This window comes from Anaerotruncus sp. 80 (assembly GCF_009936115.1).
Classification (GTDB): Bacteria; Bacillota; Clostridia; order Peptostreptococcales; family Anaerovoracaceae; genus Senimuribacter; species Senimuribacter intestinalis.
The window spans coordinates 20,979-34,947 of record NZ_QWES01000002.1 but is presented as its reverse complement, the minus strand read 5'-3'; the positions used below and the strand labels follow the sequence as shown (position 1 = coordinate 34,947).

General features: G+C 44.3%; 16 protein-coding genes. 1 reads left to right on the top strand and 15 read right to left on the bottom strand.

Annotated features, from left to right (window positions below):
- Positions 1-46: 46 nt before the first annotated feature.
- Together D1155_RS02115 and D1155_RS16070 are read right to left on the bottom strand one after the other, a co-directional pair.
- Complete coding sequence (locus D1155_RS02115; RefSeq protein WP_160200771.1) at positions 47-352, bottom strand: hypothetical protein; 306 nt, start codon at positions 350-352, stop codon at positions 47-49.
- A gap of 88 nt (positions 353-440) precedes the next feature.
- The gene (locus D1155_RS16070; RefSeq protein ID WP_306770822.1) at positions 441-1,454 is read right to left on the bottom strand and encodes a suppressor of fused domain protein; all 1,014 of its coding nucleotides are present in this window, start codon (positions 1,452-1,454) and stop codon (positions 441-443) included.
- Between the two features lie 206 nt (positions 1,455-1,660).
- Between D1155_RS16070 and D1155_RS02105 the strand changes: the two genes are divergently transcribed.
- Complete coding sequence (locus D1155_RS02105) at positions 1,661-2,500, top strand: MBL fold metallo-hydrolase (protein ID WP_160200770.1); 840 nt, start codon at positions 1,661-1,663, stop codon at positions 2,498-2,500.
- A 55-nt stretch (positions 2,501-2,555) separates the two neighbouring features.
- Here D1155_RS02105 and D1155_RS02100 read toward each other — a convergent pair whose 3' ends face one another.
- The 13 genes from D1155_RS02100 to D1155_RS02040 form a co-directional block, all read right to left on the bottom strand.
- Positions 2,556-4,505: a bifunctional 4-hydroxy-3-methylbut-2-enyl diphosphate reductase/30S ribosomal protein S1 gene (locus D1155_RS02100; RefSeq protein ID WP_160200769.1), complete on the bottom strand. Its 1,950-nt coding sequence runs from the start codon at positions 4,503-4,505 to the stop codon at positions 2,556-2,558.
- Positions 4,483-5,754 carry a replication-associated recombination protein A gene (locus D1155_RS02095; RefSeq protein WP_243153688.1) on the bottom strand — a complete coding sequence of 424 codons (1,272 nt, stop codon included), beginning with the start codon at positions 5,752-5,754 and terminating at the stop codon, positions 4,483-4,485. The genes D1155_RS02100 and D1155_RS02095 overlap by 23 nt, the downstream gene beginning before the upstream one ends.
- A gap of 70 nt (positions 5,755-5,824) precedes the next feature.
- A complete protein-coding gene (locus D1155_RS02090; protein WP_160200767.1) occupies positions 5,825-6,334 on the bottom strand; it encodes an SPOR domain-containing protein in 510 nt (169 codons plus the stop codon).
- A gap of 223 nt (positions 6,335-6,557) precedes the next feature.
- Positions 6,558-6,809, bottom strand: coding sequence for a hypothetical protein (locus D1155_RS02085; RefSeq protein WP_201759513.1), 252 nt, complete (start codon positions 6,807-6,809; stop codon positions 6,558-6,560).
- A 196-nt stretch (positions 6,810-7,005) separates the two neighbouring features.
- Positions 7,006-7,536: a DUF6382 domain-containing protein gene (locus D1155_RS02080; RefSeq protein WP_160200766.1), complete on the bottom strand. Its 531-nt coding sequence runs from the start codon at positions 7,534-7,536 to the stop codon at positions 7,006-7,008.
- 1 nt (position 7,537) lies between these two features.
- Positions 7,538-8,299 (bottom strand): hypothetical protein, encoded by a 762-nt coding sequence (locus D1155_RS02075; RefSeq protein ID WP_160200765.1) that lies wholly within the window; start codon positions 8,297-8,299, stop codon positions 7,538-7,540.
- Positions 8,277-9,497, bottom strand: coding sequence for a DUF5702 domain-containing protein (locus D1155_RS02070; protein WP_160200764.1), 1,221 nt, complete (start codon positions 9,495-9,497; stop codon positions 8,277-8,279). The genes D1155_RS02075 and D1155_RS02070 overlap by 23 nt, the downstream gene beginning before the upstream one ends.
- Positions 9,484-9,813, bottom strand: coding sequence for a hypothetical protein (locus tag D1155_RS02065; RefSeq protein WP_207709508.1), 330 nt, complete (start codon positions 9,811-9,813; stop codon positions 9,484-9,486). The genes D1155_RS02070 and D1155_RS02065 overlap by 14 nt, the downstream gene beginning before the upstream one ends.
- Positions 9,810-9,950, bottom strand: coding sequence for a Flp1 family type IVb pilin (locus D1155_RS02060; protein WP_160200762.1), 141 nt, complete (start codon positions 9,948-9,950; stop codon positions 9,810-9,812). The genes D1155_RS02065 and D1155_RS02060 overlap by 4 nt, the downstream gene beginning before the upstream one ends.
- Positions 9,951-9,993: 43 nt before the next feature.
- Positions 9,994-10,986: a type II secretion system F family protein gene (locus tag D1155_RS02055; protein ID WP_160200761.1), complete on the bottom strand. Its 993-nt coding sequence runs from the start codon at positions 10,984-10,986 to the stop codon at positions 9,994-9,996.
- Complete coding sequence (locus D1155_RS02050; RefSeq protein WP_160200760.1) at positions 10,976-11,722, bottom strand: type II secretion system F family protein; 747 nt, start codon at positions 11,720-11,722, stop codon at positions 10,976-10,978. The genes D1155_RS02055 and D1155_RS02050 overlap by 11 nt, the downstream gene beginning before the upstream one ends.
- Positions 11,719-12,921 (bottom strand): ATPase, T2SS/T4P/T4SS family, encoded by a 1,203-nt coding sequence (locus tag D1155_RS02045; RefSeq protein ID WP_160200759.1) that lies wholly within the window; start codon positions 12,919-12,921, stop codon positions 11,719-11,721. Before D1155_RS02045 ends, D1155_RS02050 begins: the two co-directional genes overlap by 4 nt.
- Entirely contained in the window at positions 12,869-13,918 is a 1,050-nt protein-coding gene (locus D1155_RS02040) for a hypothetical protein (RefSeq protein ID WP_160200758.1), read from the bottom strand. Before D1155_RS02040 ends, D1155_RS02045 begins: the two co-directional genes overlap by 53 nt.
- Positions 13,919-13,969 lie beyond the last annotated feature (51 nt).

Below are 13,969 nucleotides of genomic sequence, written 5' to 3'. Positions count from 1 at the left end.
CCCTGCGCTTTGCCCTTCACCTTTTCAGGCGAAATTCCTTTGGTTATTACTCGGCTGTCTTTGCATCGTTGTCGCCGCTGCCGTCTCTGCCGTCTGTTCTTGCTTTATCGCCGCCGTCAGGATCTAAAGCGTCTTCAACATCATCTACCGCATCGGATGCGCCATCTTTCATATCATCGCCTAAATCCTCAACGTCATCTTTAACGTCATCGGCACCGTCTTTGACATCCTGTTCCATATTGTTAGTCGGGTTGTCAGAAACGTTGTCATTATTGTCGTCACTTCCGCAGCTGGTAAAGACTAGAACAGTCACCAGTAATAAAGCCATTAGAAAAAATCTGGTCTTTTTCATGTTGAAACTCCTTTCTTTTTTCTAAGGTTATTATCTGATGTTCTTCAAAAAATATGAAAGGTATTATTCGGAAACTATTTCAGTTCAATCAGCTAAGCAGTTTTTCCGGTGAAAACTTCTGTCGTTTCGGATCTACAACTAAAACTCTGCCATCCAGTTGTTTTAAAAGATCGTCAGCGCCGTGCTGCATTTTGAAATCCATTTCTTCCCTGTAAAGTGGAATAATCTGGTAAAAATTAACTTCCTCTCCCTCTGTCAGAGGACAAATGTACTCCTCTTCATCGAAGATAACCGGTGTAATCAGCATACTGCCACAGAGCTGCGTGCTTTCATCAAAGCCTTCTCCATTATCGATGGTATGCCCCCATCCCAGCCAGGCATCTTCCTGTATCGGCAATCTGGCAAGAACTTTGAGCAGTCTGATCGGCCAGTACCACTCTTCCTTCTCACTCTCAAGGTCCCAGTAAGGCGGAAGGCAAATGACAAGTTCCGCTCTCTGCAGCTTATACTCGGAAAGATCCTCCGGCACATTCATGCGATGCGCTCCCATTCCCATGGTCACCAGTGTATAAAAATTACGTTCCTCTGTAGGTGGAATCACACAGATATCCACGTGAATATCCGGTGAAACCAGCTCATGAAACACGCTTTCAAATTCCCCAAAAGTTTCTTCTATGTACGTTTCTATAATTTCCTCTTCTTCACTGCTGTATACTTCCGGATTCAGTTCCTCATCAAAGAGTCCGTTGCGCCTTAAAATCTGCTCCTTGCACTCCGTAATGAAAAAATCTACATCCTCATCAGAAGGATCCAGATGCAGAGATTCTTCAAAGCACATCAGTGCATCTTCGTATCTGCCGCTGAAAAAATATGCATAACCCAGTCTGTAATGCCAGAGCGGATCGTCCTTTCCCATATCGTAAACCATCTGCAAAAGATCGGCAGCCTTATCGTAGTCGCCTTCCTCGCCGCGGTTATTATAGGCTCGCGCCAGATAGCAAATTGTATCGTAATCGTGTTCAGCGCCTTCACTTTCCAGTATCTTTATAATCTCTTCATGGTTGTCTTCCTCATGAAGTCTGTTTAAAAGTTCCTTTTCCATCTGTCAAATCCTCCATACGTTCTTCCGTTGAGAAAGGCGCCTTACGCCCTTTTCAACAGAAGCAAAAAAAGCCGGTTATTTATATTATACTAAATTATAGCCGGATATACAATCTTTTCAACACAGGGAAAATCTTGAAGTTTCATCCGATATAGAAAATATATGTACAATGTGATAAAATAGTTTTAAGAAAAGGAGGCGGCTTCATGGATTCATATTTTTCTGTCAGTCACATTTCGACTGGCATTTATCATATTTACGAAAACAGCAATGTTTGCTGTACCCTTATCACAGGCACCGACGCTGCGCTGCTCATCGACACAGGCTATGGATTTGAGGATCTGCCTGCCTTTCTGCGTACAATCACCAATCTGCCCCTTATCCTCCTCAACACCCACGGACATCTGGATCACACCGGCGGCAATTTTCGCTTCTCTGAAACCGCATTGATTCATCCTGCCGAACTTTCTGTCTACGATCTATATCAGCATGACAAAGTCAGCATGCTTGCATTTTTGGAAAAACGCTATTCCGCAGGCAAAATAAAATATCCGTTTCCTAAAAATTTCAATCGCGAATTTTATCTGACCTATAAGCAGGTTCCATTCAGCTGCGCTGCAGATGGACACATTTTTGATCTGGGTAGCCGCACCTTAGAAACCTTTCTGCTGCCTGGACATTCCCTCGGCTCACTTTCCGTCTTCGACCACGAAAGCGGCACGCTGGTGGCAGGCGATACGATAGATAAAAGCCTTTGGATGATGTTTGACCACAGTGCGCCGCCGGAGGAACTTTCTGGTCGTCTACAGCTTCTGAAAGACAAATTTCCTATCCGCAGAATCCTCGCCTCCCATGCAAAAACGCCTTATCCGCCGGAGATGCTGGACGCAGTGATTTCTGCCATCAGCCACCGCAATCCCGAAAAGGATTCCATCTTCGTTCATCCTCGCCACGGTTACAAAGCGCTGCACCACAAAGAACCTGTAAGCGGTATTTCCGGTGTCAACGAAATTCATCTGGTGTATCCTTTTCCAAAAGAAAAATGAGGGGTTCCAAAAGCTTTTAAAGCTTCGGGAATCCCTCACAAATAAACCTGCTCGATTATTCCTCTTCAGAAATAGTTTCTTCAGCATCTAAAGTTTCCTTGATGCTCAGGCTGATTCTCTTTCTTTCTTTATCAATTTCCAGAATCTTTGCGTTAACATCCTGACCGATAGAAAGTTCGTCAGCAATGTTAGTCACTCTCTTGTGCGCAACTTCAGAAATATGTACCAGTCCATCAAGACCCGGCTCTAATTCGATGAATGCACCGTATTCCTTAATCTGTACAACTTTTCCAGAAACAACCTGTCCAATCTGATAGGTCTCGTCAATTACGGACCATGGTTCAGGAACAGTCTGCTTCAAACCTAAGGAAATCTTTCCTTTTTCTTCGTTCATAGCCAGAATCTTTACCTTAACAGTATCGCCAATCTGCAGAACTTCCTGCGGATGTTTCAGCTTGCCCCAGGAAATTTCGGAGATGTGAAGCAGTCCGTCAATTCCGCCCAGATCGATGAATGCACCGTAATCGGTAAATCTCATCACAGTACCTTCTACGATATCATCAACGTGCAATCCTTCCCAGATTGCAGCAATCTTCTGTTGTTTCTCTTCTGTAAGAACTATCTTGCGGGAGAATACAACTCTGCCTCTCTTCTGGTCAACTCTGCTTACTCTTACATCCATAGTCTGTCCAATAAATTCATCTGCGTTTTCTACAAACTTATCGGAAAGCTGGGAAAGCGGAATGAATCCGGTAACTTCCTTGTAAGCAGCGATTACACCGCCGTTAACCTGTCTTACGACTTTTACAGAAATAATTGATTTATTTTCAAGAGCTTCGTTAATCTCATTCCAGTGCTCATTTATCTCAAGCTTTTTCTTTGAAAGTAAGATTCCACCGTCGCCGTCATCAGTTTTGACAACCTTAGCCTGGATTTCATCGCCTTCTTTAAATAAATCTGTCAGCTTCTGTCCTTCCTCTAATGTTACTTCTTCCACAGGAAGAATTCCGTCCTTTTTACATCCCATGTTTACGATAACTTCTTTTTCAGTTACCTGATGTACTTTACCGTCAACGATTTCGCCAGTGCGTGGTAGTCTTAAAGACGCGTCGATTTCATCCATGAAATCTTCCATTGAAATTTTTTCGTTAGTGATCATTTCACTCATGTTAGCAATAACCTCCTTAATTACGCATTCAGGTGTTGATGCGCCTGCTGCAACTCCTATTCTATTACATTTTCGCAATTGTTTCAATGGTAAATCTCGAATATTTTCAATAAAAAAGGAATTTTTGCACTTTTTTTTGGAAATTTCGTATAACTTTCCCGTATTGGAGCTATTTTTGCCTCCAATGATAACCATAGCGTCGACTTTTTCTGCCAAATTTTTACAGGATTCTTGTCGTTCTTTTGTCGCATTACAGATAGTATTGTAAATTTCTGTAAGAATATGTTTCTCTTCAAAGACCGCAACGATATCGTCCAGCAGTTTTTTTTGAATGGTGGTCTGGCAGACAAGAAAAACTTTTTCACATGTCACTGCCTCAGCTTCCTCCCTGCTTCCCACGATAATTCCCTGCCCTGCGCACCAGCCGTTAATTCCGATGACTTCCGGGTGATGTTTATCGCCAACGATGACGATATTTTTTCCCTCCTGCCATGCACCGTGAACCAGCTGATGAATTTTTTCCACAAAAGGGCAAGTGGCATTGACAACAGTCAGTTTTCTCCTTTTGGATTCATCAAAAAATGCCTTGGTCTCGCCGTGGGAGCGAACGATGACAATATCGCCCGGTTCCGCTTCTTCTGGGCTTTCTATGATGCCTACACCTCTCGCCTTTAAATCGTCTGTCACAAAACGATTATGAATCAAAGGTCCGCAGGTATAAATCTGTCTTTTTTTCTCTAATTTCTCATTGAGATGAATCTGTTCTTCTGTTTTTTCAATGGCTTGCCGCACGCCGAAACAAAAGCCGGAGTGTTCAGCCCTTATGATTTCTGCCATATTTTTCTTCCAGTCCTTCTAAAAATTTCTTAAAAGAGGCTTCCGATCCGTTCGCTGTCGGTCTGTAGTATTTAACCCCTTCCTCATACAAATTATCCGGCAGGTACTGCTGCTGCACGTATCCTCCAAAATTGTGAGGGTAAAGATAATCCTTCCCAATTTCCTTATCCTTTGCCCCCTGATAATGACTGTCCTGCAAATGAAGGGGTACATCGTCAATATTTCTGCTTCTGATATCTGCTATAGCCTCAAAATACGCCATACTGGCAGCATTCGATTTCGGCGCTGAGGCAAGCATAATCACTGCCTGCGCCAGATTGATAGCCGCTTCCGGATAGCCCACCATCAGCGCCGCCTGCATGCAGGAAGTGACGATGGATATAGCCGAAGGATACGCCATGCCGATATCTTCACTGGCGATGACAAGCAACCGCCTTCCGATCATCTGAATATCTGCACCACCGTCAACCAATCTTGCAAAATAGTGAATTGCCGCATCCGGATCGCTGCCTCTGATAGACTTTTGCAGCGCTGAAAGCAGATTGTACCGGTCATCACCTTTACTGTAAAAGCCAATCTTTCTCTGCATGGCTTCCGCCACCATTTCCTTAGTGATTTTCTTGGACAAATCCAGATTGTCCACAATAAAGCCCAGCGTATCCAAAGAAACTCTGCCGTCTCCTCCTGCCAAATCTGCCAGAATATCCAGGGCTTCTTCGTCATACTGAATATGCAGATTTCCAAAGCCTTTTTCCGTATCAGTCAGCGCCCGCAGCAGCATTTTCTTAATTTGCGGCGCCTCAAGACGCTTAAACTCATAGACATTGCGCACCCTGCTGAGTACTGCATTGTTGATAGCAAAATATGGATTCTCCGTAGTGCTGCCGATAAATTTAAGCACACCGTCTTCCAGCGCTTTCAAAAGAGAGTCCTGCTGCAGCTTATTCCACCTGTGAAACTCGTCGATGTACACGTAAGTTGTCCGTTTCTCCAGTCCAAAAAAACGCAGTCTTGCGCCTTCAATCAGTTCTTTCAGTTCCTTTGTTCCTGTGGTCGACGCATTGATTTCTGTAAAGCTGCTGTCCATTTCATTTGCGATAATTCTAGCCAGTGTAGTCTTACCCGTTCCCGACGGTCCATGGAAAATCGCCGAATCAAAGGTTTTATTTTTTATTGCATTGTAAAGAAGTGAGCCCGGATATAGAAAGTGTTCTTGTCCTACAAAATCCTGCAATTTGTCCGGTCTCATTCGGGTCGATAATGGTATCATAGTATTCCTTTCAAGTGGTTGGATTGGCTGTTTGCTCTTATCAAATTCATCATGACAGCTGGGTAATAAAAATCCCCTTCGCATAGGACGATTCAGTATCCTTCAAAAGAGCCAGCGCCTCTTTCTTTGTCCCCCTCTCAGAGCTGATGACCTTAAACTGACCGTCCGATTCCATAATCTCCGTATCGATGTCTTCAGTTTTCAATTTTCCTGCTAGTTCCTCGGCACCCGATTTACTGCTGAAAACACCATACTGCAATGTGTATTCGCCCTCTGCGTCAGTTTTTTCTGCATCATTTTTGTCTTTCTGTTCTTCGCCTTCATCGCTTCCATCGTCGCTGCCATCTTTCTCATCGTCGCTGTGAAAGACATCTAGCAGATTGGACGGAAAATCCAGTTTCAAAACCTCCGTATCATAGCCTAAAAGCGGTGCAATAATAAACCTTGCCGTCATATATCCGCAAACAACTGCCACTAACATTATACCAACAATTCCTAAAAGATTCACCCCTGAATTTTTTCTTTGACGATGGTATCTTCTGATTTTTCTCTTATTCACTTTTTCCTGCCTCCTCGTGGATATGATTATTACATCATATGCGGCAAAGGAAAAAGTAGACATCTCCTTTTTGAAGAAATCAATCAGATGCGCAAAGAAAATTTAATACTGTATGTTCCTATATTTAATTCCAGATTTTTCATATTATAGAGAACCAAAGACAGCGCCAACACGCAAGCCAATCCATCAGCAAGAGGCCCCGCGTATAGAACTCCATTAAGACCTAATTAAAGCTGAGAATCGGCGTACAGCCATGCGCCAGCCCGACAGTAAAAGCAACTATAATACTATTAAGTTTTATTACAACCCCGGATACTGCCAACGGAATATCTTCTCCATAAACAGAAAGCGCACCGTAATGCGTTAATGTATTATTCATCACAATATTAACAAGCATCATAACAATCTGATTGATAAAATGAGAAACACCAAGCTTTGCAATGTCTTGCATGTACTTTGCGCTTAATCCCAGCATATTGCGTCTAATCCTAAAACTTTTTCTTGGAAAAAACAATAATCTCTAAAAACTCCAATTGGTTTTTCCTAAAGTGGTACATGTACCATATTTTTTTTGGTACATTGACACCACTAAAAAGTGCGTTCTTCTGCGGCTGTATAACGAAAAAGCCTGTCTGGTGCAATGCCAGACAGGCTTTTACTGTGCTGTGGTCCTACTGTATGCCGCACAGATATACTTCTCTGCGCAAATTTTCCAGATGATGCAGCTGCGCTTTGTAACCGTACTCGTCGGATGCCAGAAACTCTGCCGCGCTGTCGATATAACCTTCCCCAGAGGGGGCACCTTTTTCTCGAAGCATCCTCATAAGAGCCGCCAGCTTCTTTGAAAAATCCGTACCTGCGCCGACTTCTTTTCGGTAAATCATCTTGATTCGGTCGAACCCTTTGTCCACAAAGATACAGTCCACATTTACCGCAAAATTCTCGGAAAAAATACCATGTTTTTCGCACTGATAGACACCGTGAAGGAGACTGATTGCCACAGAAAAGATTTCCTCAGTAGACAGCTCTAAAACAGAGCTGAGCGGTCTAAAGCCTTCGGTTTTATACATGCAGGTCAAAGTGCCGTCCTCTTCCACAAAGCCAGCTGGCAGAAAGAGGTCACAAAGACCTAAGGATAAAAGCTCCACGATGTAATCTGGAATTTCCTCTTTGGCATATTGCGCTGTCAAATAGCTATTCATTTTACTTACCTCCACATTTAGAACAAGGTGTGTACCCCTGCTGCACTGCCTTTCCTTTCTCAATTTCCACGTAGTACCGCGATACAATCCTGCAATCCGCCAGATGATATACTCTGCCATTTTCCGTAAAACAGAATACCGGGCTGCCGATTTGGGCAAAACTGGCATTACATAATGAACATGGCGTATACCCTTTTTTTGTATCCTGCGACAGATACACCATCTTGCAGTTTGCTTTGATGTAGGTGCAGTGCTTTCCGTGGTATTTCATGCCCCACTCGGGAAAAATATATACGATTGTGTCATCATTTTCGGCACCTGCATCCGGCGGCTTTTTGTGCAGTTTTCCGGTAAAGGCTCTCGCCGTAAGACTGCAGTCAAAACGAATCGAGTCAAAAACTCCTGCCGGACTGTTCTCTGAAAAAGTGGCACGCAAATCAAGGTGCAGCAAATCCTCTATACCGGCTTCTTTGTACAAATATCTGTAAAATACTACCTGACAGGAATCCATTCTGAGATTTTCCTCGCTGCTTCTGCTTTTTATCAGAATCGGCAGCGCGGCGGGATTTTTGCGAAAAATGGTCTTTACAGATTCCATGCGCATTTCATCTGCTGCAGAAAATACCAGATTTTCACAAGACGCAAAGATCGGCACCAGGGACATCAGCGCTACTGTCGCTGCAATAAAAATTGGCATGACGATGGCTGCTTCCACGATGTAACTGCCTCGGCGTAAATTCCTACTTCTTTTCCTCTCTCTCATAAGACCTCTCTGTTTCATAATCCTTTCCATTGACTGTCATCACAAAGGATAGTCCTGCGTTGTACTCCCGAAGGAGAAATCCTTCGTAATAAAACCGTCTCATATTTATCTGAATCAAGTCCATCACCCGAAGCATTCTTACCTGTGAATCCATGGTGTAGGTAAATAATCGCAGGTAGTCTGCATAGGTCTCGCCCACATCTGAGCCAGTATCGATATAACCCTCTGACTGATTTTCAATAACAGACTTAATGTCTACTGCGAAGGTCTGCTCCGACTTTACTACCGGCACTCTCTTCCCATGGATTAGCAGCTGATAATCGTTATAACTTTCCGCAAGCGCCCAAGCTGAAAGCAAGGCTTTTTGTGTCACCAACGCCGCCGGACCCGGCGTCAAAATCTCCGCTGCCAAAAGAGCCTCATTGCTCTTTACAGGGTCTTTGAGCAGATAGGCAAGATTCATCATCTCTCGAAGCGCCACAATTCTTCTCTTTAATGTGCTTTTGTTTGCACTGTCACTCTTCTTCCCGCAGATGATGTATTCGATTTCCCCGGAAAAATAGGTCTCCCCTAGGTCTTTGTCGTCAGAAGCATCTTTAAAATAGGCGAAAATATACTGATTAATCCACCAGTTTTTTCCGGTCTTTTCCAGCGCCGTTCCGATAGATGAAGCCCCTTCTAAAAGATTTTTCACCGCTGAAAGTGAGTATCCTTTTTTGGATCCTTCTGAAGGTAAATCATCAAAGATGACTGACGCAGCCGCAGGTCCCGTATAACCGAGAACCGGTGTAATCGTTTTCTCAGGCTTTTGAAACTTCTCCGTAAAAGCCAGCTTTCCCGCCGCTTCAAGCTGCTTCTCCATCACACCTGTATTGATTAGACAGTAGTCGTACAAACTGCAGTTTTTGATCTGATAGTCTATGTATTTTTTTCGGTCAAAAGAATCCTTTGCATAGAAAGTAAGTTTCTCCTTTATCTCCGCTGGATAGCCATAAAACCCAAAAATTTGGTATCTCTTCTGCAGGTTCAAATCGTACTCCGCCAGCACTGAATCCGCCCAAAGGCTGCAAAGCGCCTTGGTACTTCCTGCTACCGCTTTCTCCTTGGATACCCCCGTAAAGGTAAAGATCATCATGACCAGAGATACAAAAAACACACAGATAAAAACTGTAACTGAGCCTCTTTTATTGCTGAACATCAATACCTGCCGCCTCCCCCAATCTGATGATTTGCGAAGGATATACTGCGTAAATCCTGCCAAAAATATCATTTTCCATCACAATACTGCTCACGCCTCTCAGCTGTTTCGATACTGAGTCCCTATCCTCCAGCTTTTTATATACAGCACGGCTTTCAGCAGCTTCTTCTTGCAATCTCTCGTGAAGATTCAGCTGGCCGTCGAGGCAGGCATAGTAGTAAACAATCAGCAAAATGAGACTGCAAACCACCAGAATCAGCAGCGGAATCACTATGGTAGCCTCTACCATATCACTGCCCCGCCTGCTTCTCATCATCCGTTGAGTCCTTTAAAGGTATTATTGACAAAGGTGGTAATCTCCGTCTTAAAAATTAGTCCCAGCGCCACAGCAAGCGCAATTAAAATCGCCACCTGTACCAGTTCCATTCCTTTTTTGTTTTTTAATACTCTCATTATATGTACACTCCTTCCTTCATTTTCTTTCTTTTTAACTTTATTACATCTGCAGCATTGCAGGCGCTGCTGTAATCAGAATCAGCACTAGCAACAGAATCGCCAGAGGAAATGCCATTTTGGTTTCCGCTGCTCTGCCGCGCTCCTCTGCCAGCTTTTTTCTCTGCGCCCAGAGCAAATCTCGCTCGCTTTCCAGCTTGTCCGACAGGTCCACACCCTTAAACTGATTGTCTGTAATGATGTTAATCATACGTGAGAACTCTCTGACTTGCAGTTTCTTTCCAAACTGCCCCATGACAGTAACTAAACTGCTTCCTGTTTCTAAAGATGCAGCCTTAATTCGGCAAATTAGATCTCCCATCGGACTTTCCCGCTGTCCTGCCGCATACCCGTCTGCAATCCTTGCAAACGCATCATTAAAAATCAACCCGCTGTTTAAAAGCAGTAAAAGCTGATTATTAAAACCAGGCAATTCCCTGCGAATACCGTCGGTTATACGCTTTTGCGCAGCCTTTTCCTTCTCCTTCTGATTTCGGTAAAGAGCAAATAATGCCAGCGGAAAGAGCAGCAGACTGAGCAGAAATTGAGGACTTCGGTTTTTCGACCAGATGATTCTCGTTCCATCGTCAAGTTTTGCAGGCAGTGCAATGAGTTCCCCCTCTTCCTCTTCCAGTTTTTCTGAAAGCGCCTGAAGCTCCGATTTTAGAACCTCCTCCTTAGATGTTTTCTTCTGCGTCGCCTTTGCAGCAGGCTTTTCATCCGTAAAAGATAAAAGCACCTCAATCCTTGTACTCACGCCGTCCTTTTCTCCTTCGATGACAACAGGCACAGACTGTCCGCTCTGTCTGTCAGAAATGCGGAGCGCCGTCAGCTGACCGTTTTTCCCAGTCACATAATATCCTACTTGTCTTACTTCGATAATCACCTGAAAAGTCAGAAGAAAAACGACTGCTGAAAATAACAGTACCACAAGCTTTCTATTTTCTATGCAAAAGACAGCAATAGGCAGTTTCTCTATCTTTTCTCTATACTTCAATGGCTGTAATCCTTTCTATCATCACGTAAGCTAACACCGTCGCAAGAAGCGCCAGACTCATCAAAATTTTGCCCGCCAAGGACTCATACATCACTGCCAGATAATCGGGCGAAGTCAGCTGCAGAAACAATACGATAAAAATCGGCATTGCTGTAATCAGTCGGCCTTCCAGCTTTTTCTGAGATATCATAGTTTTAATCTCTGTTTCTATAGCAATTTTGTCACCGATAACAGCAGCTGCCCTGTTGACTGCAAGAACCAGATTCCCGCCCGTCTCTCTGACCGCACGAAAAACCTGCGTAAAGTCCCCGATATCCGAAATTCCGCTGCGAGAAGCAAAGTCCTCCCAGACAGAAATATCTGTTGCCCCAGTTTCCTTCATCTTTCTCAGCATATAGAGCAGCTCACAAACAATCAGAGCCTGTTCTCCATAAATTTCCGAAAGATTAGAAACTGCTTCTTCAATCGCCTCTTCCATGTGTCTGCCCGCAGCAAAGGAAGATGACAAACTGAACAGCAAATCCCGAAACTGCCCTAAAAGCTGTTTCTTTCTGCGCGCCGCCTGATACCCGCAGTAAACAGACAGCAATTTGGGATAGAAAAAAGGAAATAAAATGCCCCACAGTAAGGTTCCATAAAATATGTAACCGCAGAAAATCCATGCGAATGCAAAGCCTAAGGCTACTGCCACTTTTTCCCTTGAGGTTGCCTGATAAATTTTGTAGTCGTAAATCATAAAGTCCTGCCTCTAAGACGCAGCTTGGACTGACTGACAAGAGGATTTCCAGTAGCACTAAGCTGCCTTTCATCGCTTAGTAAAAAGAGTGGGTTTAAAACATATTTGCCATGCTCAAAATCCACCAGTTCCTGCACCTCAAGCACCCTCCTGTCGCCGCCTGGAAGCCTTCCCAAGTGAATCATAATGTCTATGCCTTCCACAATCTGCGCTCTGATAGCATCTATGGGAATCTGCACACCCATCAAATACATGGATTCAAGCCTTCGCAGCATGCCGGAAACCGAATTGCCGTGACCTGTAGCCAGACAGCCGTCATGCCCTGTGTTCATGGCATTCATCATGTCCGCCACTTCCTTGCCTCTGACTTCTCCTACGATAATCCGATCGGGTCTCATTCGCAGACTGGTCTTAATCAGCATGTCCATAGAAATCATACCCTGACCTAAAGCATTGGCATTGCGGCATTCCATCTGCACCAGATTCGCGATGTGATTCATGGCTAGTTCCGTGGAATCCTCAATGACGATGACCCGCTCCTGTACCGGAATAAAATCGGACAAGGCGTTGAGAAATGTTGTCTTTCCTGAAGAAGTTCCCCCGCTGACGAAGATGTTATAGCCGCAGGCAACCAGTGTTTTCAGATATTCCGCGCATTCTGCAGTCAAAGTGCCGCTTTTTACCATCTGTTCCATGGTAATTCTCTCTCTGGCAAATTTTCTGATGGTGAGAACAGGGCCTCCTGCCGCGACATTTTTATAGACTGCATTGACTCTGCTGCCGCCGGGCAACCTCGCGTCCAAAATCGGGTGCATTTCATTGATTTCCCGATGCACACCCGCCGCAATATTTCTGATGATTTCCTCCAGCTCCTCCGTAGAATCAAAATGCTCATCGGTACAAACCATATCTCCGCCGGTTTCCAAAAAGAATCGATCCTTTCCATTAATCATAATCTCATTGATTGACGCATCTTCTATGTACTCTTCCAGAATCCCCAGCTTGCTTCTGGTCCTCGCATAAAGGGTTCTGATGACAGCGTGAAGTTCTGAAAGTTCTATTTCTTCTGCGTCAGCAAAGACCACATCTTCTATAATTTCCATAGCCTGCTGCCTGCTTAAATTCTCTTCTGCCGCTAGAATTTTCTCACGCACCCTGGCAGTCTTCTCCTCCAGGTACATAGCTCTTTCCCTCTCCATGACCTCCTCCTTCCATAATTTCCCGAGCAAGAATACCGATTTCCATGCCGTAATTCTTCTCAAGACGCAAATCAGTATCCCTCTGAGCCGCGATATAAAGGGTCTGAGGCTCTTGTTCGCAAACCATATCATCTGCAAAATTCTCCACCCGTAAAAGCCTGCCCTGATCAATTCGCTTAAATATTTCCCGGGCAATCCTCTGCCTATATTTCCCAGGACGAACTCGCTGACTATCGCACAGCATAACGGTACAGTCGGCATAGCCCAGCATCTTCCGATTCTCTCGGCTCAGGTGATTGCCCATATCCACGATGAGAAAATCATATTTCCCAAGCTGATCAATCTTGTTCAGAAAGCGGCGCATGAGAAACGGCTTCATTTCGCTGAAGTAGGAATTAATCACGCCCGTGTTTACAAAATCCAACTCTTCCCTTTCTGTAATAAATGCGCTGATAGGAAACTCTTTCTCCTGATCCAGATAATAAAGCAGCTTCATCAAACTCTCCTCCCCATCCTCAGACAAATATTTTCTGGAATCGTCGATGGGGCAGAGATTTAGGTACAAAGATCTGCTACCATAAATTCTGTGCAGCATACAGGCTGTAGCAATGGCTGACGATGTGGTGCCACAGCCGCCGCTTTCTCCGAGAAACACCAGCAGTCTGCAGTTGCTGTCACCTTTGGTTTCAACAACTTTACCTGTTACCTTAAAGTAAATAAAAAGAAGACTGTTCATCAAATTCTGACTTTCCATATAGCGATATAGCCGGTAAGGCGGCTCACCCGTATACTGTACAGCCGCCATATCGCGGACAAGTTCAATGACCCGTTTATCACCTGAAGGCTTCTCCGTCAGAATCAAATCACAAAAGTCACCTTCGGCTATACTGCCTAAAAGATAAAAGCGCATGCAGCTGTCCTCTCTGGCAAGGACAATGGAAAGAGCCTGCGCAAAGGCATGATCCTCCAAAGCAATACCCACTTTTATAATTTCCATACACTCCCTCCTTTCGGTAGGGATATAGTATCATTTTTGTAAATAACTGTC